Below are 24,182 nucleotides of genomic sequence, written 5' to 3' on the forward strand. Positions count from 1 at the left end.
ACATAATCCAAAGGCAAGCTACTAATATTTGTATTTGTCACCCCACATGTTTTTCAGGTTTTTACGCATCTCGTTTTCCCGGGCATTATTACCAGGTTCAAAGAATTTAAAATTACTTAGTTGTTCCGGCAGAAATTCCTGCTGCACAAAATTCTGGTCATAATCGTGGGCATATTTGTAATTATCGCCATAGCCCATTTCTTTCATGAGCTTAGACGGTGCATTGCGCAGGTGCAAAGGCACCGGTAAACTACCGGTTTTTCTAACCAACTCCTGCGCCTCCCATATGGCCATATACGACGAATTACTTTTAGGCGAAGTAGCCAGGTAAACAACTGTTTGTGCTAAAACAATATTGCTTTCAGGATAACCTATTACCTGCACCGCCTGAAACGTAGCATTGGCCATAATTAAAGCGGTTGGGTTGGCATTGCCAATATCTTCGGAAGCCAGGATAAGCATTCGGCGGGCAATAAATTTAGGGTCTTCGCCTCCCTCTATCATGCGGGCCAGCCAATACAGGGCAGCATTTGGGTCGCTGCCGCGCATCGATTTAATAAAGGCCGAAATAATATCATAATGCATTTCGCCGGACTTGTCGTAAAGCGCAATATTTTGCTGCGCCATTTCTTTTACAAACTCATCCGTAATAACTACTTCTGCAGCATTTGCACCTTCTACTACAATATCAAGTAAATTTAATAGTTTCCGGGCATCGCCCCCCGATAGCATCAGCAAGGCATCGTATTCCTTTACTTCCACCTTTTTCACTTTCAGAAACTCATCCTCTGCAATCGCTTTATTAATCAGATCAATTAAATCTTCTTTAGACAAATGTTTCAAAACATACACCTGCGACCGGGAAAGCAAAGCCGATATTACTTCAAACGAAGGATTTTCGGTAGTGGCCCCAATTAAAGTAACTGTACCTTTTTCTACTGCTCCCAGCAAGGCATCTTGTTGCGATTTACTAAACCGATGAATTTCGTCTATAAATAAAATAGTACCGGGTCTCTTCTTTGCCCGTTCTATTACTTCCCGAATATCTTTTACGCCAGCATTTATGGCACTTAATGCTTCAAAAGGCAATTTTAACTGCGAAGCAATAATATTGGCTAAGGTAGTTTTACCTACACCAGGCGGCCCCCAGAAAATCATGGATGGAATCATGCCTGATTCAATGTAGCGACGCAGAATACCTTTCTCCCCAACTAAATGTTTTTGTCCGGCAAACTGATCTAAAGTATGCGGCCGCATGCGCTCGGCCAAGGGAATTTTAGGCGTATTCAAAGAAGTGTTAAATTTTAAGTTATGAGTGGTAAGTTATACGGGAATATTAATAAAGGCAACTAGAATTCGGTAAGCTTGTGTAAAAGAAAAGGGTGGAAAAACCTTTCCACCCTTATAACTTAAAACTAATTACTTATCACCTTAAATATGGATTACTTCGCCGTAAGCAGCAGCAGTAGCTTCCATTAAAGCCTCAGACATAGTTGGGTGCGGGTGAACCGATTTAATAATTTCGTGGCCGGTAGTTTCCAGTTTACGGGCTACCACTACCTCGGCAATCATTTCTGTTACGTTGGCTCCAATCATATGCGCTCCTAAAAACTCACCGTATTTGGCATCAAAAATAACTTTAACAAAGCCATCTTTAGCCCCACCGGCACTAGCTTTCCCCGAAGCCGAGAACGGGAATTTACCTACTTTAATTTCTCTACCCAATTCGCGGGCCTCTTTTTCGGTATATCCAACCGAAGCAATTTCTGGAGAAGCATACGTACAGCCCGGAATATTTTTATAATCCAAAGGCTCCGGATGATGACCGGCAATTTTCTCTACGCAAATAATACCTTCGGCCGAAGCAACGTGAGCCAAAGCAGGACCTTTTACAATATCACCAATGGCATAAACGCCCGGTACATTGGTAGCATAATAATCGTCGGTTATTACACGGCCTTTTTCTACTTTTATACCTAATTCTTCTAAACCTAAGTTTTCTAAGTTAGTAACTACCCCTACAGCCGAAAGAACAACGTCACAGTCAATAAACTCTTCGCCGTTAGCTTTCTTTACTCTTACCTTACAGCCTTCGCCGCTGGTATCTACCGCCTCTACTGAAGCATTGGTAATAATATTGATACCTGATTTTTTGAACGAACGCTCTAATTGCTTTGATACTTCTTCGTCTTCTACCGGAACAATGTTTGGCAGGTATTCCACGATAGTAACTTTAGTACCCATCGCGTTATAGAAGTAAGCAAACTCAACCCCAATAGCACCGGAACCCACTACTACGATTGATTTTGGCTGGTTTTCCAGCACCATGGCCTGGCGATAGCCAATAATCTTTTTACCATCAATTGGTAAGTTTGGCAATTCGCGCGAACGGGCACCGGTAGCCAGGATAATGTGCTTGGCTTCTATTGTACTCTTAGCGTTATCAGCCGCCGTAACTTCTACTTTATTATTGGCAATTAATTTACCGAAGCCGGCAATCTGATCAATTTTATTTTTCTTGAAAAGAAACTGAATCCCTTTACTCATGCCGTTAGCTACCCCCCGGCTCCGGGCTACAACAGCACCAAAATCGGCAGAGGCTTCACTTACGTTAATGCCGTAATCCTTTGCATGCTGAATATATTCAAATACCTGTGCACTTTTTAATAATGCTTTGGTTGGGATACAACCCCAGTTCAAACAGATACCACCTAATTCGGCTTTCTCTACCACGCCCACTTTCATCCCTAGTTGCGAAGCCCGGATAGCGGCTACGTATCCGCCCGGACCGCTGCCTATTACTACTAAATCGTATGATGTTGATGCCATTGTATTAGCAATTTATCGTTTGTTAAGTTGGCGCAAATTTACCCGAATATCTTTATTTCACAAATGTCAATTGCATGGAGCTGCTGCAAAACTGAATACCCAAAATATTAGCTTACCCGTATATAAGAACAAACTGGGCAACAAAAACTAAATACTCCTGGATTTTAAATTTATAATTAACTGATAAAAACAAGCGTTAAATTCCTGGTCATCTACCTAATTACATGAGAACCTTCTTTTTTTATTTATTTTTTATATTACTAATTACAAGTGCCTGTACCCGAAAAACAGCTAAATACTTTTTTAAAAGCGGCCTGGAAAAAGCAGAAACAAAAGATTTTGCCGGCGCCATAGAAGAATACACCAAGGCCCTTACGCTGAAACCAGACAATCCGGAATTATATAAGTTGAGAGGCATAGCCAAATACGAACTTCAGGATTTTAATGGTGCCGCCCAGGATATTAATAAATCGTTGGTCTTAAAAGGTGACGATGCCGAAGCCTTTAAATACCGTGGCGATATAAAAACTAACCTGAAAGATTTTAAAGGTGCCGTAGCAGATTACAACCAGGCCCTGAGTTTAAATGCTGATTATGCCACGGCTTATAACAACCGGGGCTTTTGCCGAACCAAACTTAAAGATGTATCTGGTGCAATTACAGATTACAATAAAGCTATTATGTTAAACCCGGATTATGCCATTGCCTATTTAAACCGGGCTAATGCCAAACTCCGTAATAAAATTTATTCCGAAGCCCTTCTGGACTACAATAAAACCTTAGACTTAAATCCGGACCTGGCGGAAGCTTATTACAACCGTGGCATTACCCATAAAAATTTAAAGAAAGATCCGGAAGCTTGTCAGGACTGGAAATTAGCCCTGGAAAAAGGAATTGAAAAAGCAGAGAGCTTTCTTAGAAAGTACTGCAAATAATTTTTAGAACAACTGCTAAAGTAAGCACCTTTCTAAGTTTATCAAATAACCTGCAACTTTTATGCACCTGATTTAAGAATTTATTACCGATACCTGACTTATAGTAAAATTTATATAAACATATAATAATTTATATATTTATATAAACCTTTATAAATATAATTTTTCATATATAAATTAAACCTAATAATTGGCAAAACCCTTCTTAAAAACCAGATATTACGGATATTTTTGGCTCCTATTATTTTTAAATATATTTCTATTAAAATATATACTTTAGCATATCCATTTCTAATAAACCCCGTAACAGCATGTAAATTAAAAGGTTGTTATTTCAATATCTTCTAATTTAACTATAAAGTTTTTAGTTAATTCAGAAGAAAAAAGAGAGATATCTGCTATTTTGATATAAATAACATAAATAACAATTTAATTACAGGATTACCTTGTCGAATATTATTATTCCAATTAAATTTGTTAAAATCACTTATCCTTTTGATCTGATATTAAAATTTCAAACTCAAAATATTAGTACCCATGAAAAGAACTTTACTATTAATCTGTGTGCTATGCTTTACCCTGACAGCTAATTCTCAAGACTTAGTAGCCGAGAACACAGGAGTTGTTACGTCTAAACGTAATGCAGATTTTAAAAAGGATATTAAAGACTACACCCGGGCTTTAGAAGTTAATCCCAAGGATGCTTCTGCGTATGAGAAACGTGCCATAGCTTATGCTGAATTAAAGAACTATAAAGAAGCCATTAAAGATTATACGGCAACTATTCGCTACAACCCTGCTAATATCGACGCAGTTTATAACCGGGGAGTGGCTAAAATGCAGGTAGCCGATTATAGGGGCGCAATGGCCGACATGTCAAAAGTTATCAAATTAAAGCCTCAGGATTTTGAAGCGTACAACAGCCGGGCCATTTGCAAAATGGAATTAAACAACCTAAAAGGCGCTATTCAGGATTATAATATTGTTTTACAGTTAAACCCGGAATACAATGATGCTTATTATTACCGGGGCTTAATGAAATATGAAACCAAAGACGATAAAGGGGCTTGTGAAGATTGGTCTAAAATAGCTGAAACCGATTCGCGTGCGTCTAAAGCTTTAAAGAAATATTGTAAATAATTACATCCAGACAAAAAGAGGCCGCTGCTTTATAAGCAGCGGCCTCTTTTTGTCTAACGACTTTCCTCTTTTAGAAAATGAGTTAACTTTTATTTAAGAGCACCTTATTAAATCTCACTAGGTTTTATTTATCGATGACAAAAAAGTGGAAAAAGCCTTCTTTCTTGCTGGCTACTTCACTATACGTGAAGCCAACCTTCTTTCCCATCCATTCTATCATGTTATCAAACTCCTCGGTCTCGTCATACACCCGTTCCCCTTCTCCGTAAATACCCTGAAAAAACTGTAATAACTGCCGGCTATTCTCAATACCCGGGGAGGTTAAATAAATATGTGTCAGCCTGTTTTTATAGAAGCCATACACAATCTCGGTAAGCGGCATCCCATTGATGGATAGTTTATCGGTTACCCTTCGATAGTTTTTATCATCTCCTTCCTGAGAATCCAGTTTTATTCTTCTGAAGAACTTTAAATGAGTACCAAAAGTAACATCCCTGAAACCATATCTTTTATCTAGCCGCTCTACCGACTGCCCCTGAACACTTAGCTTTAGAGACAAAAGCATTATAAATACAACTACGCTCCTCATCAACAAATTTAATTTCACTGCAATTTTAGTTAAAATTAACCACGCCAGACAAATATTTAACTCTTCCGTCCCGAAAAAATTGTCAAATCTGATAGTAGTTAATACCTTTAACCCATGAAACTACTCGAAGGAAAAATAGCTTTAATCACGGGCGCGTCTAAAGGTATTGGTCGTGCTATTGCCCAAAAGTTTGTAGAAAATGGAGCTCAGGTAGCCTTTACCTACTTATCAAGTGTAGAAAAAGGGCAAGCCTTAGAAGAAGAATTAGCCGCTGGCGGCGTAAAAGTAAAGGGCTACCGTTCTGATGCATCTGATTATGCTCAGGCTGAAAAATTAGTGGAAGATGTAGTAAAAGAATTTGGCCGCCTGGATATTCTGGTAAATAATGCCGGTATAACCAAAGACGGTTTATTGATGCGGATGACAGAAGAACAGTGGGATGCCGTATTAAATGTAAACCTGAAATCGGTATTTAACTTAACAAAAGCAGCTACCAAACCAATGATGCGCCAGAAAAGTGGCTCTATTATCAACATGACTTCGGTAGTAGGTATTAAAGGTAATGCCGGACAAGCTAATTATGCAGCCTCCAAAGCCGGTATTATAGGTTTTACTAAATCTGTGGCGCTGGAACTAGGATCCCGCAACATTCGCAGCAACGCTATTGCACCGGGCTTTATCGAAACCGAAATGACCGGCGAATTAGACGCGGCCGTGGTAGATGGCTGGAAACAAGCGATTCCTTTAAAAAGAGCAGGTGCGCCAGATGACGTAGCCAATGCAACTGTTTTCTTAGGCTCCGATTTATCAGCTTATATTTCCGGGCAAGTACTGCAGGTAGATGGCGGTATGCTTACCTAAAAAATAAATTAACTTACTGTTGTTGGTTTAACCGGCATCTTAACTTCTATACATTTTAAGTATCCAGACTTCCTCCTTCACATGAGTTAATTTTGTGGAGGAGGATTTTTTTTATTTATTGCCAATTTTTGATTCTTCCTTTTACCGATGCCGTTATAATAGCCCCTTCTGTTGGATGGGAAATCAGAGAGTTTGCCTCATTCCTGATTAATGAAAACAGGAAGCATGAAAAAATTCCAAAAAAAGCCTGCTATAATTCGATACTTCCCGTATTAAACTCGCCGTCTATTTTCTAAAAGTAGAATCAGAAAGAGAAAAGGCTTTTTTCAAAATAAGTAAAACAGATTAAAGTTTTATTTCCTACCTTAAGGGGTAACCAATAGCTACATATTATTTTATTTATATTAAGTGTTGATCAAAATAATATTTAGTCTTTTAATCCGTATAAATTATATTTATTCCCCTAAAGGTTTAATGTATAACAAAACGAACGTTGGGTCAATTTAAGCTATTAACCACGTATTCTCCTTGGCTCATACTGGCCTGCCTGGCTGTTGGCGCGTTGTATGCCTGGCTGTTGTATTCAAAAAAAACTCCCTGGTCGCCTAAACTGAATTATTTTTTGGCCAGCATCCGGTTTATAGTAATCAGCTTTCTTTGCTTTTTATTACTGGGCCCTTACGTTAAGGCCGTAACCAATACCACCGAAAAGCCAACCATTGTTGTAGCCATAGATAACTCACAATCTGTCGGTTTATTTACCGATAAAAATACCCTGGCCAACACCACTACAGGATTAGATGATTTAATTCAGAAACTGGAGGACCATGATTTTAATGTAAAGGTAAAAACGCTGGATCTTTTGCCGAACAACAACACAGACTTAAAACCAAGCGAAACAAAATTTACCAATGCCACCACTAACCTGGACGAATTATTAAGTGAAACCCAGGCCATGTACGCAAGCCAGAATTTGGCCGGTGTAGTTTTATTATCAGATGGTATTGTTAATAAAGGCAAATCGCCGGTTTATTCTAATTATAATTTTAATATTTTTCCGGTAGCTATCGGCGACACCATACCCAAGAAAGATATTTACATACCATCGCTGCTCTACAATAAAATAGCTTACAGCGGCAATAAATTCCCGGTGGTAGCCGAGATTAATTCAGAAGGCTTTCAGGGTGGCACTACTACGGTGGTTATAAAAGAAAACGGCCGTATTCTGGACCGAAAAACCGTTACCTTATCCCGTAACCAATCATCTACCCGGGTAGAATTTACTTTAACGGCTGCAGAACCAGGCAAAAAACATTATGAAATAACCGCCCTGCCCCAAAAAGGAGAATACACTACCGTAAACAACACCAAACACGCTTACCTGGATATTATAAAAGGTAAATTAACGGTATTGATTGCCGCTGCGGCTCCACACCCCGATATTAAAGCCTTACGCGCCGCCATTGAAACGAATGACAATTTTGAAACGGTGCTTTACATTCCGGGAATTCTGCCACTTAAAGCTGCCAAATACGATGTAGCCGTACTACACCAGATTCCGTCTCGCTTAAAAGCCAGCGACGAAGCGTTAACATTTATCCGGGACAAAAATATTCCGGCCCTGTACATTGTTGGTTCACAAACCGACATTGGCGCCTTTAACAATTTAAGGGCCGGCATTACCATAAACCGACGCGGCTCCCAAACCGACCAGGTAACACCTGCCCTAAACGCTAACTTTACAAAATTTCAGATAGACGAAACCATTTCGGCTGATTTTACCCGCTATCCGCCGGCTGAAGTTCCGTTTGCCGACTTTGCCCTGGCGCCCAATACCGAGGTAATTTTATTTCAGCAGGTAGGCCGGGTAAAAACAACTAAACCCTTGCTTACTTCCCAGGTAAACAACGATAAACGCAGTGTAGTGCTGGTAGCAGATGGTATCTGGCAGTGGCGCTTAACCGAATCGGCTACTACTAAAAATGAAAAACCCGAGGCTTTTGACAAGCTGATGGTTGGCGTGGTTCAGCTTTTATCTGCCCAACAGAATAAAAAACGATTAAATGTGTATCCGGTACAAGACGAGTTTTATGTTTCCGACGAAATCCGTTTTGAGGCCGATGTTTACAATGCTATTTATGAAAAGATTTACGGCCAGAATATTAGCCTCCGGATTACGGACGAGAAAAACAAAAACCGTTCTTTTAGCTTTGTGAACGGCGAAGGATTTACTGGTTTAAATGTGGGCAGTTTACCGGGAGGTGTTTATACCTATACGGCCTCCGCTTCTATTGATGGTAAAACCCAACAGGATAAAGGTGAGTTTGTGGTACAGGAATTACAATTGGAAACTATTAATTCCCTGGCTGATCATGACTTACTGCACCAGTTAGCTCAAAAAACCGGAAGCCATTTGTATTACCCTACTCAACTGGAACAGTTACAACAAGACCTGCTAAAAGCTGATTATAAAAATATTATTTACTCCAATGAAAATCTGGAAGATCTCATAAACCTTGAGTGGCTGTTTTTTATAGTTTTGGCCCTGGTTTCTGTAGAATGGTTTCTGCGCAAATATTACGGCACGTTTTAACAGTTTCAGAGTCCATACTCGATAGGCCAAAGTATTTATTTAATTGTTTGTGAAGCGTTATCAGACATAGTGGTATTGGTAGTTTAGCCTATTGAAACTTCTTACCGTTAAACAAAACCGTAACTTTGCCCCAGAAACCAGGCCCTCCGGAAAATCTGCAATGGAAAAATTTACTTACATTCTTCTAAACAAACCATACGAAGTACTTACCCAATTTTCAGATGAAAATGGCCGGGCCACCCTGAAAGATTTTGTAAAAGTACCCAATATTTATCCGGTAGGTCGATTGGATTATGATAGTGAAGGGTTGGTTTTATTAACTGATGATAAGATCCTACAACATAAATTGGCTAATCCTAAATTTAAAATAGAGAAAACCTATTGGGTACAGGTAGAAGGGATCCCTACCGAAGAAGCATTAGCGCAATTACGAACCGGTGTGTACCTGAAAGATGTAAAAACCTTACCGGCCAAAGCCAGCATTATAACGCCTGCGCCCACCGTTTGGGAACGCTCTAAACCTATCCGGTTCCGGCAAAACATACCCACCACCTGGGTAGAAATAAAAATTACCCAAGGCATGAACCGGCAAGTGCGTAAGATGACCGCCGCGGTAGGCTTTCCTACTTTACGCCTCATCCGGGTTGCCATTGGCACCTTACTACTGGGCAATCTGCAACCCGGCGAATACCGCCCTCTCACCCCTGCCGAGATTAAATCGCTTCGTAATAACATGAAAAAGTAATTTCACCTCATTTAATTTATATTTACTATCTCTACCCCCTCACTTAAGTATTAATTACTTCCAGGTTCTGGCTACTTCCGCCTTTCCTCTTTAAATCTTTATTCCTTTAATGGTATAGTTCCACTTGGTTCTTAAACTTAAGTACGCTGACAGCCGCGTGGCTCCATTTGCTTATTCAGGCTACAAACCTTTTCTTATCGAGTTCCTCCAAAGGGCTCATACTTCACCACTAGAAAGCCGATAACCCCCTGCGCAAAGGCTCCCTCTCCCAAATTTTGAATTATAAAAGCTTCCCCGTTTTTAAACGTCCGACCAGTCATCCTGAGCCTGTCGAAGGATCTACTACATACCGCCAGTGCTCTTATCTTAAAGTCCGGGAACCCTGAGTTAATGCCCGGTAACCCTTAGATTCCTCCACAGGCTCGGAATGACTTTTACTAATAAACTATGTTTTTAAAGAAAGGAGAAAACTTAAATTTACAAAAACTCCTATATAAGGATTACGCGGGCGTCCTCTCCAAGGCCTTCCCTGTTTCTAGTCTCTCACCAGTATACCCACAGACCAGATAAGATTTATCTGCACCATTTGCAGGCAGAGGCAGAGGAAAATCGTCAGGAGTAAAGTTGCCCACGACCGAAACATCTTTTAAAAGGAAAACTGCTCAACAAGAAAAAAGAACTAATACCATTCTGCCAATCGCTAGTTCTGCCAATGACTAGCTTTTAGCAGCAATATCTGCCGGCATTCTGGTGCTAGCATTTAAAGCAAAACGGGTAAAGAAAAGAACATCCAGTGAGGCCGTCTGAGACCCTGCGACCGTTAGCAAACTTAGGTAGCTGCCACCTATCAGCACCAGTCGATTGACAAATAAAACCTTGTAAAATCTTAAGCATTAAAAACTACTCAACGTCATCTCCCAATTACCTATTAAAACTAAAAATAAACCTTAAACCTAAACACCCGGTATAAAAAGGCACTTATGTCAGTAAAAAAACAGCCCGCTAAAATATTTTAGAATATTCGGCAGAAACTAAAATAGAGGCAGAAATAAAATGACAAACTGTCACAGAAAACAATATTTTTTGAGATGGCACGCTGCTTGTTAAGTACCTCTTAGCAATTAAAACTGTGGAATAAGAATTTAAAACTATATAGATAATGGGAAAAATAATAGGAATTGACTTAGGTACTACCAACAGCTGCGTGGCCGTAATGGAAGGGAACGAGCCAGTGGTAATACCAAACAGCGAAGGCCGTAGAACAACACCTTCTATCGTAGCTTTCCTGGACAATGGTAACGGAGAACGCAAGGTAGGTGATCCGGCTAAGCGTCAGGCTATCACCAACCCACAAAATACAATCGCTTCTATTAAGCGTTTTATGGGTCGTGGTTATTCTGAAGTAACCGGCGAAACATCGCACGTGTCATACAATGTAGAAAGTGGTAGCAACAATACCGTACGCGTACGGATTGGCGACCGTCAGTATACACCACAAGAAATTTCGGCAATGGTTCTGCAAAAAATGAAGCAAACTGCCGAAGATTATTTAGGTACAACGGTAACTGAAGCGGTTATTACTGTACCTGCTTACTTCAACGATGCCCAGCGTCAGGCTACCAAAGAAGCCGGTGCTATTGCAGGTTTAGAAGTAAAACGGATTATAAACGAACCAACTGCTGCGGCATTAGCCTACGGCTTAGATAAAAAACATAGCGACCAGAAAATTGCCGTTTATGACTTAGGTGGTGGTACATTCGATATCTCTATCCTGGAATTAGGTGACGGTGTATTTGAAGTACTTTCTACTAACGGTGATACGCACTTAGGTGGTGATGACTTTGACCAGGTGATTATAGCTTGGTTAGCCGATGAGTTTAAAGCCGAAGAAAACATGGACCTGCGCCAGGATCCAATGGCTTTACAGCGTTTAAAAGAAGCGGCAGAAAAAGCAAAGGTTGAATTATCCAGCTCTAACGAGACCGAGATCAACTTACCTTATATTACCGCTACGCAAACCGGCCCGAAACACTTAGTACGTAAATTATCGCGTGCTAAATTCGAGCAATTAGCCGATGATTTAGTTCGTCGTTCGATGGAGCCTTGCCGCAAAGCCTTACAGGACGCTGGTTTATCGGCTTCCGATATCGACGAAGTAATCCTGGTAGGTGGTTCTACCCGTATTCCACGAATTCAGGAAGAAGTAGAGAAATTCTTTGGTAAAAAACCATCTAAAGGTGTTAACCCGGATGAAGTAGTAGCAATTGGTGCTGCTATCCAAGGTGGTGTATTAACCGGTGAAGTAAAAGACGTTCTTTTATTAGATGTAACGCCACTTTCTTTAGGTATTGAAACCATGGGTGGTGTAATGACTAAATTAATTGAGTCTAACACAACCATTCCGAGCAAGAAATCAGAGACGTTCTCAACGGCTTCTGACAACCAGCCAAGCGTGGAAATTCACGTATTACAAGGTGAGCGCCCAATGGCCCGCGATAACCGCACCATCGGTCGTTTCCACTTATCTGATATTCCACCAGCGCCACGTGGTGTTCCGCAAATCGAAGTAACCTTCGATATCGACGCCAACGGTATTCTGCACGTATCGGCTAAAGATAAAGGCACTGGTAAAGAGCAGAAAATCCGGATCGAAGCTTCTTCTGGTTTATCCGAAGCAGAAATCGAGCGGATGCGTAACGAGGCGAAAGCCAACGAAGAAGCGGATAAACGTGCGAAAGAAGAAATTGAAAAGCTGAACAGCGCTGACTCGATGATCTTCCAGACCGAGAAACAGCTGAAAGAATACGGTGATAAACTTTCTGCCGGTAATAAATCAGCTATTGAAGGTGCCTTAGCTCAGTTAAAAACGGCACATGGCTCTAAAGACTTAGCTGGTATTGATGCCGCTTTAGAAAGCCTGAACAACGCGTGGCAAGCTGCTTCGCAGGAAATGTACGCTGCTACCGGTGGTGCTGGTCAACCAGGTCCTGACGCCGGTTTCGGTGGTCAGCCAGGTGGTAATGGACAACCTAATGCCAACGGTAACGGCCAAGGCAACGCCGACCACGTAACTGATGTTGACTACGAAGAAGTAGATAGTAACAAGTAATTTGTAGATTTGTTTATGGTAAAAAGCCTTTCTGGGAAACTAGAAAGGCTTTTTACTTTTATTGTGAATATGATATGGATGCAGATATACCAATCTTTTATTAGCTTTAAAATCCACATAATACAACAATAAATAATTTTGTTAAAATCAGGCTCCTTTATAGCAAATGAGCCGTTAACCTACCTGCCTTCTCCTTTATCTAATAACAAACATTTTAATATTCATGTATCACTCGTGGCTTTTATATAAGCCAAGGTTTAAATTAAATATCAGAAGGATTTGTCCGTTCCTGATTATGTTCTCAACTTATTATTATAACCTGATAATTTAGAATTGATGGAAGGTTGTTTCTTCGGGTGCAAGTTTCGGTGTAGATTGGATAGTCCCTTCTGCTTTTGGAATCTCAACTTTAACAACCTTTGAAGCCAAGTGTAATTTTTGAATCTTAGGCGCCAGAAAATAGTCAATTATTTCTGCAAACATGTTGGTGCAGGTCCAGTACCGGCTGTGGGTGAAACTATGGAACTTAGATGGAAAGCTACAGTTTACATTAGTTACTCCATCGTAATAATCCAAGGAACCACTTACATAATCCCGAATATCAAAATAGTTTCGCCAAGTCACTTTTTCGAATAACCTTTCTTCGCAGGGTTTTACTTTGGGGTAAGTACCATTGGCTATATTAGAAAGATCGGCCCAATTGCGTTGTTTAAACCCGTGGAAATGGTTGATAATTTGGAAACGCAAATACTCGGTTTCCGGCACCTGCTCCCGGAAAAAAAGGCAATCTTATCCAGGGGGCTGCCAAATGTGACCAACCCAATTAAACGTCCTGCTACACCTAGTCCTTTTGGGATTGGAGTAGTATTCAGGCTTTCCCCCTTCTTATTGTATCCTTTTAGCTCGCCCTGGTTTACTAAATGGTTAATGCGGTTTACAGCATCAAAAGCCACCTAACTGCCCAAGGAATGGCCAGCTAATAACACCTGGTCGTATTGAAATTCCAATTTCCCGGTTTGCGGATCAGGGGTGGCTTCCAATAAATACCGCAAGGCATTTACAGCACCATCCAAAATGCAATTCCGAATACGAAAAATTTAGATTTAGCATCCGTAGTGTTATAAATAGAAATATCATTCAGGATATTGGATAATTTATCCAGTGTTCCGTTTAGCTTTCCCTGAAAAAAGAGTGACACAAACGGACCAATTACTGGAATAGCCGAGAAAAGTTTAACCAAAGCATCGATGGCCCAATTAAGAAAAAGAAAAAGTTGCGGAATAAAGCTTACACAAAACCAATAAGTAACAGGGTTGAATTTGCCATCTTTAATAAAGATACTTTGATCTTCGTTAGCATTAGCAAAAACTACATTGTTCTTATAAAATTTCCGGGCTCCCCGGGTTACGTTATTCAACCATGTATTTAAATCTTTCAAGGTAGCCTGCCCTTCGGTTTCATGCGCCCAATAGTATTCATAAATATCCAGGTGAGGCCCTTGGGTTCCTTCTTCCCGAAGCCGCAGAAAATTATCGAACCAGGGTGTAGAACTATCAGAAGCACTTTTCCGAGCCAGATGGTGTTCAATTGCCAAATTGTAACCTGCAGCTTTGTAGGTTTCGGCTAAGCCTCGGGTAAATCCATCCAAGGTTTCCAAGGGGTTTTGGTTCCCGATACCATGCACTACTAAAATAGCCGTATTTTCTGCTATCCACCGGTTGCCGATGGCCTCTTCCAAATTAGTATAGTTGGTTAGAAGAACACTATTATTCATGATTTTCATAATAGTAGCTTTAGAGATGTAATTAACTAAATTTAACTATATCTTCCCTCTAAAGAAATACTGAAAATTCAGTATTCTTTTAGATAAGCCCTTGATTAATGGCAAATTGCACAACCCCGCCAGCTGTTTTGGCCTGGGTTTTCTCTATGATTTTTTGTCGGTGGGTGTTAACGGTATGAAAGCTAATACACAGCTTGTCGGCAATATATTTACTACCATAACCAGCTGCAATTAGCTTTACAATTTCTAACTCCCGCTTGCTTAAAATGGGCTTACCAATGTCCGAGTCAACTGTAGGAGCAGGAAAATAACCTGTATCTGAAACGGGAGCAGCAATAGGAACTGCAAAATTTCCACCTTGTTTTATTTGGGTAACATCTGAACACACTCCCAATAAATGGGTAATATTCCCTAAGCTATCCAACTGAAGAACCGAGTTCTGCTCCAGAATTTCAACCGCCTCGCCAGTAGGTTTTAGAACGCGGTAACTATTGGTAAACCTAAATTGTTTGCGTTGATTTGGGGTTTGAGAAAGTAAAAACTCCCAGGTTTGACGGGCAGAAATCCAGGTTTTGGAAAGATCGTCAGGGTGGGCAATTTGGTTAAAGAAGTTCAAACCCTTGTTTAAGAACTGCTCCGACTCGTAGCCAACTAATTCGCCCACATTTTGGCTAATGTACTCAAATTGCTGGTGCCGGATATCCAAAATCCAGGTAACACAAGGACCATGATTGAAAATAAAATTTAAAGCTGGGTTGGCTTTAAAATATAGATCAAAATCTGATTTTGCTGAACTATAATTCTGGGTTTGCCACAGTTCACAAAGCTCCTGGTATATTTCCAGCCCGGAAATTGGGGCTATTGCAGCAGCCCCCATAGTTGATCCCTTTCCCTCTCTCATATCAATTTACTTATGGTTTAAAAGCAACTTTGGGATTTGTATTCCTATTAATGTTTTTGACCTCACTTAACTATAAGAAGTTTATAGAAATATACTTACTTTAAAAAGGACTTTTTACATATAATAATAACATCAGCTTTTTATAAGCTTTTATACAAAACCTCTTGCTACAACGTTGCTTTACAGCATATTAACCCTTTAAAACCACTGATAAACAGCTTAATAGTAACATTACTTACTGCAGCGGGACGGCTATTTCAGAGGTAAAAGGAGGCAATAAGCTAAAACTGAATCCACCATAAATTAAAAAAGGTAGTAAGCCAAAGGATTTGGAATGGAAAAGGAACAAAAAAATCATTAAGTATAACTAGAACTGTATTGTTAGGTAGGGTTCTATATTCTTTATAATCCAAAAGGATTAAAACAAAAATACCCGGCTACTGCACCGGGTACTTCTGATAAATTAAGATAAGATCTAATTAATTTCCGCCAGCCCGGTTTAATTCTTCCAGGCTGTTGTTCCGCTTTTTAGCTTCGAACTTGGCTCCTTTATTGAATTTGTAACGTAAGTTTAAGCGTACACTTTGTTGACCAAAATATTGGTTAAACTCGTTGATGTTACCGTTGTAATTAGCTTTCCCGATTACCCGCCGGGTTCTGAAAACATCGGTTACATTTAAGCTTAAATCTAACTGATCATTCAGGAAAGTTCGTTTTACTCCCAGGTCCACGCCCCAATTAGCACCTATTTTATATAAACCATACGCATTTGGTCCCTGATATCCAACATTCAGCTCCATGCGTACTTTGTTGGGGAGCATAATATTATTGGTAGCCTGGGCGTAGAAAAACAATTGTTCGTTGCGCATCGCCTGATCATTCATTTTTATGGTATAGTTCTGGTGCGCAATGGTTACGTTATTATTGATATCCCACTTGGGAGAAACCTTAATGGGGGCCACCAGCGTAGCACTTACATTTTTAAATTTATCTACATTCCGCTGCATAAATATAGTAGTGTTGGTTTCTACAAACTGTTCCGGAATTTCAGCAATAAAGTTTGTAGTATGGTTGTAGCTTAAAGATAAATTATATACCCCTTTAATGGTTTGAGTTACTTGGAAGGCATCGGTATACTGCGGCTTCAGGTTCGGGTTTCCCTGCGCATACGTGTACTTGTCCAGGAAAAAGATAAATGGATTTAAGGCCTCGTACCGGGGGCGGCTAATCCGACGGCTGTAGTTATAAGTAAGCTGGTAATCTTTATTTACTTTCTGCGACACAAACACACTGGGGAACAAATTCAGGTAGTTGAAAGGATTAGTTGTATTTTTAGTTACCGAACGACCTTCCGCATTGGTTTGCTCGGCCCGTAAACCAGCCTGTACACTCCACTTATCGCCGAAGCTGGTATTAAAATTAGAATAAGCGGCAAATACATTTTCAGTGTAAATAAAATGGTTGGTTCTTCTGTTGTCTACTACCTCGGTATTATTTTCGGTAAGGTTATAAAATCGCAAATCGTTATCAGAAACTACGTGACTGGCTTTTAAACCAGCTTCTAATTTGGTGGTTTTACTGAATGGTTTGGCAAAATCTACTTTAGCCGAATAAATATGGTAGTTAGGTATATTTTTGCTCGTAGAAACATCCAGGTTGCCTTCGCCGGCTTCGTTTATCTGCTTGCTTAAATTCATAAACCTGGTGTTCCGGTTATCAGCCATTATTACATAATCTAAATCAGCGGAAATAGTGGTGCCGGCAGAATCTAATTTACCCAGGTAATGTGCATTAAACGTACCGTTGTTAAAGGAACCGTTTATCAGGTTAGTAGACCGGATAAGAGAATCCTGAGCAGCAATGCCATTGCTTAAATAAGTAGAGGTTACAAATTTATTATCGGCCTGGAAGTGCATCAGGTTAGCCATTACGCCAATGCTGTGCTTTTTATTAATATCGAAATCGGTGCCCAGGCGTAGGGTGGGCAAAAAGCGGATGCCTTCTTCCCGGCCGCTTTGGTCGAAACTGACACTGCTGGTTTCAGAATTGAATTCCCGGGTCATGGTATTAATGCGCAGGTTCGTCCGGCGGGCTATATCCAGGTTAGCAAAAGAATTCCACTTGCCTTTTTTGTAGTTAATGTTTCCGCCGTTGGAAAAGCCATACATACCATTAAATTGTCCGCCCCCATATATGCTGCCATTCATGCCGCTTATGGTATTCTTTTTCAGGTTCAGGTTAATAATACCAGAGGTACCTTCTGCATCGTATTTAGCCGACGGGTTGGTAATTATTTCCAGATCCTTTAAATTTTCAGCTGTCATGCCTTGCAGCAAACTTTGCAAGTCTTTACCGGATAAGTATGTAAGTTTGCCATCAATCATAATACGTACGCCGGCTTTACCATTTAATTGAATATTACCATCCTGATCGATGAATACTCCCGGAGATTTTGCTAGCACTTCATAAATAGTACTACCGGCAGCCAGAGCTGTATTTTCTACACTCACTACCATTTTATCCGCGTGGTTAGTGACAGTTGGCCGCATAGCCTGTACCACCACTTCTTTCAGCATTTTAGTATCTTCTTTCAGCAATAAATTACCAAAGTCTTTGCTAAAGGTAGCTGAGGTAACCTCGAAAGGAGCGGTATCGGTTTGGGTATAGCCAATAGCGCTTAACCGCAGGAAGTATCTACCCGCTGCCGGCGTTTTTATGCTAAACCGGCCGTCGCCGTCGGTAATACCCCCGGTAACCACTGCCGCATTACTCCCTTGTAAAATGGCAACTGTACTGTAACCTACCGCATTACCTTTTTCATCTTTAAGAGTACCCGTTAATAATCCGGAGGTTTGAGCGAAGCTCATGTTTACCAGGAGCGTCAACAAAAAAATCAGGGGAAGGATGTAATCTTTTTTCATGGTTTTAATAATAAGCTGGTATGTGTGTGCTGTTTTACACTGATAATTTAAGAAGTAAGAACGGTGCCAAAATTCTATATATTGATTTTCAGACCTTTACAATTTTTACAACTTAAAAAAGTGTTCGTATTTGGTACAGGAGTGTCCGGTTTACTACTAAAGTTTTTATTAGTTTGCTTAGGTTCACCAGGCTAAAGCCTAATAGTTTCAGATTTAGAGTTAATTTATTTTATCCGGTTCAGGTGATACCTAAGGCAATATGTCGGCTCCAGGGTTTAAGATTAAAACAGCCCCTCTTAATGTGCCAGCAGGTTTGTCTGGGTCTGGCGGTAAAGGTTTCTTCTTTTTTGTTTTGAGTTGGCTTTCCGGCGTGTCAGGAAGAAACTCGGCATCTTGTATTTGTTGTTTTTTAGAAAGTGTGCCCGGAGAAGGCGTTGCCTCTTCTTTTTTTTCTGAAGTAGGTACAGGTGATTTTCCTGCATATACCACCGTGTTGGTCCATAGGGTTAAAAAAATCCCGATCAGATTTAGCATGTAGAAAGCTTTTGTTTTCATAAGACCGCACCTTTTGTCGTTCTAATTTTAATTTACTGCCTTACCTAACCCTTTACCGCTTCTCTTTCTTCCCTGCACCGTTGGCTAGGTTTTTATTTCGCAACAAAGATATTATACAGTACTATGCAAAGCAAGGTAGTGTTTTAACTAAGGTACTGTATAGATATAAAAAGTGCCTTTATGGTTGCCTGAGGGCAGAAAAAAAATTTAAAATATTTTTCAAGAAGCTTAAAAATAGAATGAACACCATCATAGTACCGGAAGCAGAAAGGGATAAGGAGAGATGTTTAAGCAATACTTCGGGCAATGAAAGCCTGGAAATTTAGTTCTGAAACTGGTTTAATTGTTTCGGAGCTTCTGTTCTAAAATAACGGCCACCTATCATCATGTCCAATTACTCTATTTTGGCTGGTAAACCTCTATGAACAGAAACTATTTCACCATGAGAAAGCTAACACTACTAGCAGCACTTTTATTGGGAGAAACAGGAATATTAATGACAGCTCTTAAAAGTCTCCTACCATAAGGACTGTCGGGCACTCCTGCGGAAAGAGCAGAATGACAAACAGCTTTGATGACGGAGCAATCAGGACTCTCAGCTGATCAGTCGAAAAAATTAAAGAAATAAATCTGGTGCGGGTTACGGAGATGCAAACCATCTAGGATAAGGCCATTGCCGATCGCGAAGACATGAGGTAAGGGTCTCAGACATTACGCGAAAATATAATACGCCGTAAACTATTTTAACAGCCGATCAATACGCTAAATAAAAAGCTAACCAGGCACAAATGAGAAGTAATAGGAGGAGGTAATTCGCACTGTTAGTAATAATTTACCGGTACATCAAAACCAAAATAGCTGTGGGTTTTTCTTACGCGGCTTTTTTTGATATTTACTTTTTAATTCCTAAGTTTCGGAAATATTTCAGCCGGAATCATTTATACTATATATCGGTTATTACCTGAAACAGGAATTAACCGAATCCAATTTAAAATTACCATGAATAAATTATTAGTTTTATTAGCAGTAGTTCTTTTAGGAGCCGGAGCGGTTTCTGCTCAGAACAAACCGGCTAAACAAGCAGGTGCCCCTACCGGTATGCCATCTTTAGCAGAGAGTGCCGATCAGCAAACTAAAGCTATGGCCAAACAACTTAACCTTACTGCAGATCAAACTACCCGCATTAAAGCTTTGCAATTGCAACAATTAAATGAAATGAAATCGCTGCGGAGCAAAGCCGGCGACGACCGCGAAGCCATGATTCAGGGTTCGCAGGCGATACGGGAAAAGTATAATGCGGAGTATAAAACGGTTCTTACTCCGGATCAGTTCGCTAAATTTCAGGGAGGAACTGCCCAGGCAAAAAATAAGCGCGGATTAGAAAGAGCTAATTAATTTTGCCAAACCGCTTTAAAGCAAAAAGCCTATCAGATTACTGATAGGCTTTTTGCTTTAATATGGAAAGATTTTTTTTCTTAACGTTTTTCTAACTCCTCTACTGAGCGCATTACTTTTTCTGTTTGCGCTTCGCGGAACTTCTCCAGGTTAGCGGTTATTTCGGGGCTGGAGGTGCTTAAAATCTGAGCAGCCAGTAAGCCCGCATTAGCAGCACCATTTAAGGCTACAGTAGCTACCGGAATACCAGACGGCATTTGCAGGATAGACAAAACCGAATCCCAGCCATCAATAGAGTTACTTGATTTTATCGGCACGCCAATTACCGGCAAAGTCGTTAAGGCTGCTACCATGCCTGGTAAATGAGCCGCTCCGCCCGCTCCGGCAATAATTACTTTCAACCCTTTATCGCGTGCTGTCTGGGCGTATTCAAACATCCGGTGCGGGGTACGGTGGGCCGAAACTACTGTCAGCTCATAAGGAATATTAAATTGCTTTAGTGCATCGGCGGCGGCTTCCATAATTTTTAAATCGGATTGGCTACCCATTATTATGCCTACTACTGGGGTATTATTTAAATTGTCAGTGCTCATGCTTTTACTTTAACTAAATTCTTTACTTTCTCAGCCTTTTGCCGGGCCTCGGTTACGGTTGAAGCGGTAATGGTTAAGTGGCCCATTTTCCGGAAGGGGCGCGTAAACTTTTTACCGTATAAATGGATGGTAACACCCGGAATTGCCAGCGCCTCATCAGCTCCTTCGTATTTAGCCTCGCCAGAGAAACCATCTTCTCCTAATAAGTTAATCATAACGGCCGCACTATGTAAATTTGAGTCTCCTAACGGTAAGTTTAAAATAGCCCGCAGGTGTTGTTCAAATTGAGAAGTTAAATTGGCTTTAAAGGTATGGTGCCCGCTGTTATGCGGACGGGGAGCTACTTCATTCACCAATAATTGGCCATCTTTGGTCAGGAACATTTCCACGGCCAGCAAACCTACCATGTTAAATGCTTCTATTACTTGGGTGGCCAAAGCCTGGGCCTTACTTTCTGTTTCCGGTGAAATATTGGCCGGCGAAAATAAATAATCTACCAGGTTGTGCTCCGGATGAAAATCCAGTTCTACGGCCGGGAAGCAGCTTACTTCGCCCCGGGCGTTGCGGGCTACAATTACGGCTATTTCTTTTTCAAAGTCTACCAGTTTTTCCAGCACCGATGGCTCTTCAAAAGCTTTTTCCAGACTTTCGGCAGAGGTTAATCTGACTACGCCCCGGCCATCGTAGCCAAAGCGGCGTAGTTTTTGGAAAACGGGTAGAAAATCAAGATGCTGCTCTAATTCCGTTTTTTGCTCAACTATCCTAAAATCAGCCGTTGGAATAGCATGCTTTTGATAAAATTGCTTTTGTAAGCCCTTATCCTGAATAATTTGGATAGCTTCGGGATTTGGGTAAACCTTAACGCCTTCTTCCTGTAACTTAAATAATGCTTCTACATTAATATGCTCTATCTCTATAGTCAGCACATCGCATTTCTTTCCAAAATTATACACGGTATCAAAGTCGGCAAAACTGCCGTTATAAAACTCGTTACATAATTTCTTACAAGGGGCATCCGGATCCGGATCTAAAATTAAGGTGTAAAGGTTCAGGTCGATGCCGGCCTGCAGGAGCATTCTTCCTAACTGACCACCACCCAATATACCTAACCTGGTTTCTCCGTGTATCATACTAGTTAAAAAATTTTAACAAAAGTAAGACCTTAGACGTGGTAAAAAAGAATTTTAACCCAAAAGAGTACGTTAAATTAGCTATAGGCTATTTCAGCTAATCATAATGCCTTACTTCCTGAATGTTCCTACGTGATCACCCTGGTATAGGTAATAATTTAATAGCGCCACAGTTAGTTTATCTGACAAAACTTTCAGACACATAAAGTAAAATTCAGCAGGTAAATACTGCCTGTTCAGTAATCCGGATTTATTCCGGTAGCCTTACAATTGCTTTAGCAGTTTAGCAAAATCTTCCTCGTTCTGAAAATCTATTTTCTGGGATTTAGAAAGGTTTTTAAGCTGTTCTTTTTTCTCCGGCATAAGCGCAATTAAATCTTTCCAGTTAGCTACTTCCGCATACTTGTTTTTTGTTTTCAACCTTAAAACGTTAGCGGGCCATAGCTTATAATCTCCGGTTGCTTGTAAATTATATATCTGACCACCCTCCGTTAAATGCGACATACTCTGGGTTGCCGAAGTTTCGGACCTGCCTCCGTACCCTACTTTTTTAGCAGGAGGAATAAAAGCAAACCGATGCTGAATAAAAAATGGGGTAGCCGCTTCGGTATTTACTTCAAAAAAGTACCTGCCTTCGGGGATAAACTTTTTCTGATTCAGGTAAACGGTATCAATTTGAGGATCATCGATAAGGGCTAACAATACGCCATTATTATCAAACACCATTTCTTCCGTTAGTTTATTATAATTAAGTTTTGCCTGCTTCCGTTGTCCGGCTTTATATTTTATTACGCCGGTTTTAAATTCCGGGAAAAGAAACTGATCGGTCTTATTTTGGGCCTTTGTATTAAAAGGTAAAAATGTAGCAAAACAAAATAAACTTAAATAAACTAAACGCATAGCCATATTAGAATTTCAGTACTTAAAGATAAACTGTATCTGTCGGTTTTACAATTTTAAGCGCCTTTCACCATTCTTTAACTATAAAAGGAACAAATAATTTACCAGAGTTTTACCCATTAAGTATCCATCCTGTATCTTTGTGCCATGCAGTTAAAAAACGATTTGCTTTTACGTGCCGCTCGCGGCGAAAAAACAGAACGCACGCCGGTTTGGTTAATGCGCCAGGCGGGCCGTATATTACCCGAATACCGGGCCGTACGCAACAGCGTAAGTGGTTTTAAAGAATTAGCTGAAACGCCCGAACTGGCCGCAGAGGTAACCATTCAGCCAGTAGATATCCTGGGCGTAGATGCCGCTATTATTTTCTCGGACATATTGGTAGTACCCGAAGCCATGGGGTTACCTTATGAAATGATAGAACAACGGGGTCCGCTTTTCCCGAAAACTATCCAGTCGCAGGCAGATGTAGATGCGCTCCGCTCGGCAGATGCGCACCTGGAACTGGAGTATGTATACGAAGCCATCAGAATAACTAAAAAGAACCTGAATGGGCGCGTACCTTTATTAGGATTTGCCGGCGCTCCCTGGACCATTTTGGCTTACATGGTAGAGGGCCATGGTTCTAAAACTTTTTCTAAAGCTAAAAAAATGCTGTACGCTGAGCCGGAATTAGCGCACAGCCTACTCCAGAAAATTACCGATACAACCATAAAATACCTAAAAACTCAGATTGCTGCCGGTGCCAACCTGGTTCAGCTATTTGATTCCTGGGCAGGCATTCTTTCTCCGGCCCAATACCAGGAATTTTCTGCCCGGTATATTGCCCAAATCTGTGATGCTATTACGGAAGCTCCGGTGACTATTTTTGCCAAAGGCGCTTTTTTTGCGCTGTCTGATTTTGCTAAATACAACTGTGATGTCATTGGTCTGGATTGGAACATGGATGCAACTACCTCCCGCCAGATAATTGGTTCGGGTAAAACCTTACAAGGCAACCTGGACCCTTGCGCCCTGTATGGCTCTTTTGATACTATCCGGACGGAAACTAAAAAGATGCTGGATGCTTTTGGCCCTGAGCGCCACATTGCTAACCTGGGTCATGGAGTGTACCCTGATACTGATCCGGAAAAAGTGCGTTGCTTCATTGATGCCGTAAAAGAATTTAGCAGCCGGTAATAAGCTGGAGACGCCATAATTTAC

19 protein-coding genes are annotated in these 24,182 nt (G+C 40.7%); 8 read left to right on the plus strand and 11 right to left on the minus strand.

Going from position 1 to position 24,182, the window contains the following annotated elements; genetic code table 11:
* Window positions 1–21: 21 nt before the first annotated feature.
* Window positions 22–1,257, minus strand: a complete 1,236-nt coding sequence (locus ADHAQ_RS0112500) for a replication-associated recombination protein A (RefSeq protein WP_211240623.1) — start codon at window positions 1,255–1,257, stop codon at window positions 22–24.
* Window positions 1,258–1,431: 174 nt separating this feature from the next.
* The gene (gene lpdA, locus ADHAQ_RS0112505; protein WP_026463225.1) at window positions 1,432–2,829 is read right to left on the minus strand and encodes a dihydrolipoyl dehydrogenase; all 1,398 of its coding nucleotides are present in this window, start codon (window positions 2,827–2,829) and stop codon (window positions 1,432–1,434) included.
* A 224-nt stretch (window positions 2,830–3,053) separates the two neighbouring features.
* Here lpdA and ADHAQ_RS25545 point away from each other — a divergent pair, with 224 nt between their 5' ends.
* Both ADHAQ_RS25545 and ADHAQ_RS25550 read left to right on the plus strand, forming a co-directional pair.
* Window positions 3,054–3,764, plus strand: a complete 711-nt coding sequence (locus tag ADHAQ_RS25545; RefSeq protein ID WP_051359892.1) for a tetratricopeptide repeat protein — start codon at window positions 3,054–3,056, stop codon at window positions 3,762–3,764.
* Window positions 3,765–4,301: 537 nt separating this feature from the next.
* On the plus strand, window positions 4,302–4,904 hold the full coding sequence (locus ADHAQ_RS25550) for a tetratricopeptide repeat protein (RefSeq protein WP_051359893.1): 603 nt from the start codon (window positions 4,302–4,304) through the stop codon (window positions 4,902–4,904).
* A gap of 124 nt (window positions 4,905–5,028) precedes the next feature.
* Here the strand turns inward: ADHAQ_RS25550 and ADHAQ_RS0112520 are convergent, their stop codons facing one another.
* Complete coding sequence (locus ADHAQ_RS0112520; protein WP_026463226.1) at window positions 5,029–5,493, minus strand: hypothetical protein; 465 nt, start codon at window positions 5,491–5,493, stop codon at window positions 5,029–5,031.
* Window positions 5,494–5,607: 114 nt separating this feature from the next.
* Here ADHAQ_RS0112520 and fabG point away from each other — a divergent pair, with 114 nt between their 5' ends.
* From fabG to dnaK, 4 genes are all read left to right on the plus strand, one after another.
* A complete protein-coding gene (gene fabG / locus ADHAQ_RS0112525) occupies window positions 5,608–6,354 on the plus strand; it encodes a 3-oxoacyl-[acyl-carrier-protein] reductase (protein WP_026463227.1) in 747 nt (248 codons plus the stop codon).
* 493 nt (window positions 6,355–6,847) lie between these two features.
* Complete coding sequence (locus ADHAQ_RS0112530) at window positions 6,848–8,947, plus strand: vWA domain-containing protein (protein ID WP_026463228.1); 2,100 nt, start codon at window positions 6,848–6,850, stop codon at window positions 8,945–8,947.
* 160 nt (window positions 8,948–9,107) lie between these two features.
* Complete coding sequence (locus ADHAQ_RS0112535; RefSeq protein WP_084524013.1) at window positions 9,108–9,692, plus strand: pseudouridine synthase; 585 nt, start codon at window positions 9,108–9,110, stop codon at window positions 9,690–9,692.
* Window positions 9,693–10,851: 1,159 nt separating this feature from the next.
* Complete coding sequence (gene dnaK, locus ADHAQ_RS0112545) at window positions 10,852–12,801, plus strand: molecular chaperone DnaK (RefSeq protein WP_026463230.1); 1,950 nt, start codon at window positions 10,852–10,854, stop codon at window positions 12,799–12,801.
* Between the two features lie 327 nt (window positions 12,802–13,128).
* Here dnaK and ADHAQ_RS0112550 read toward each other — a convergent pair whose 3' ends face one another.
* The 5 genes from ADHAQ_RS0112550 to ADHAQ_RS0112585 all read right to left on the minus strand — a co-directional run bounded on the left by ADHAQ_RS0112550 (window position 13,129) and on the right by ADHAQ_RS0112585 (window position 18,961).
* Entirely contained in the window at window positions 13,129–13,566 is a 438-nt protein-coding gene (locus ADHAQ_RS0112550) for a hypothetical protein (RefSeq protein WP_157433408.1), read from the minus strand.
* Between the two features lie 292 nt (window positions 13,567–13,858).
* The gene (locus tag ADHAQ_RS0112565; protein ID WP_157433409.1) at window positions 13,859–14,584 is read right to left on the minus strand and encodes a hypothetical protein; all 726 of its coding nucleotides are present in this window, start codon (window positions 14,582–14,584) and stop codon (window positions 13,859–13,861) included.
* 79 nt (window positions 14,585–14,663) lie between these two features.
* The gene (locus ADHAQ_RS0112570) at window positions 14,664–15,485 is read right to left on the minus strand and encodes a response regulator transcription factor (protein ID WP_026463234.1); all 822 of its coding nucleotides are present in this window, start codon (window positions 15,483–15,485) and stop codon (window positions 14,664–14,666) included.
* Window positions 15,486–15,964: 479 nt separating this feature from the next.
* Window positions 15,965–18,406, minus strand: a complete 2,442-nt coding sequence (locus ADHAQ_RS0112580; protein ID WP_026463235.1) for an outer membrane beta-barrel family protein — start codon at window positions 18,404–18,406, stop codon at window positions 15,965–15,967.
* Between the two features lie 249 nt (window positions 18,407–18,655).
* Window positions 18,656–18,961, minus strand: a complete 306-nt coding sequence (locus ADHAQ_RS0112585; RefSeq protein ID WP_026463236.1) for a hypothetical protein — start codon at window positions 18,959–18,961, stop codon at window positions 18,656–18,658.
* Window positions 18,962–19,960: 999 nt separating this feature from the next.
* Between ADHAQ_RS0112585 and ADHAQ_RS0112595 the strand changes: the two genes are divergently transcribed.
* Window positions 19,961–20,356: a hypothetical protein gene (locus tag ADHAQ_RS0112595; RefSeq protein WP_026463238.1), complete on the plus strand. Its 396-nt coding sequence runs from the start codon at window positions 19,961–19,963 to the stop codon at window positions 20,354–20,356.
* An 80-nt stretch (window positions 20,357–20,436) separates the two neighbouring features.
* On the opposite strand, the gene purE is transcribed toward ADHAQ_RS0112595, so the two are convergent.
* From purE to ADHAQ_RS0112610, 3 genes are all read right to left on the minus strand, one after another.
* On the minus strand, window positions 20,437–20,949 hold the full coding sequence (purE, locus tag ADHAQ_RS0112600) for a 5-(carboxyamino)imidazole ribonucleotide mutase (protein ID WP_026463239.1): 513 nt from the start codon (window positions 20,947–20,949) through the stop codon (window positions 20,437–20,439).
* Window positions 20,946–22,079 carry a 5-(carboxyamino)imidazole ribonucleotide synthase gene (locus ADHAQ_RS0112605; RefSeq protein WP_034256794.1) on the minus strand — a complete coding sequence of 378 codons (1,134 nt, stop codon included), beginning with the start codon at window positions 22,077–22,079 and terminating at the stop codon, window positions 20,946–20,948. Before ADHAQ_RS0112605 ends, purE begins: the two co-directional genes overlap by 4 nt.
* Window positions 22,080–22,343: 264 nt before the next feature.
* A complete protein-coding gene (locus tag ADHAQ_RS0112610; protein ID WP_026463241.1) occupies window positions 22,344–22,985 on the minus strand; it encodes a hypothetical protein in 642 nt (213 codons plus the stop codon).
* 141 nt (window positions 22,986–23,126) lie between these two features.
* Between ADHAQ_RS0112610 and hemE the strand changes: the two genes are divergently transcribed.
* Window positions 23,127–24,158: a uroporphyrinogen decarboxylase gene (gene hemE, locus ADHAQ_RS0112615; RefSeq protein WP_026463242.1), complete on the plus strand. Its 1,032-nt coding sequence runs from the start codon at window positions 23,127–23,129 to the stop codon at window positions 24,156–24,158.
* Window positions 24,159–24,182 lie beyond the last annotated feature (24 nt).

Origin of the sequence: Adhaeribacter aquaticus DSM 16391, assembly GCF_000473365.1 — a bacterium.
GTDB classification, from domain to species: domain Bacteria; phylum Bacteroidota; class Bacteroidia; order Cytophagales; family Hymenobacteraceae; genus Adhaeribacter; species Adhaeribacter aquaticus.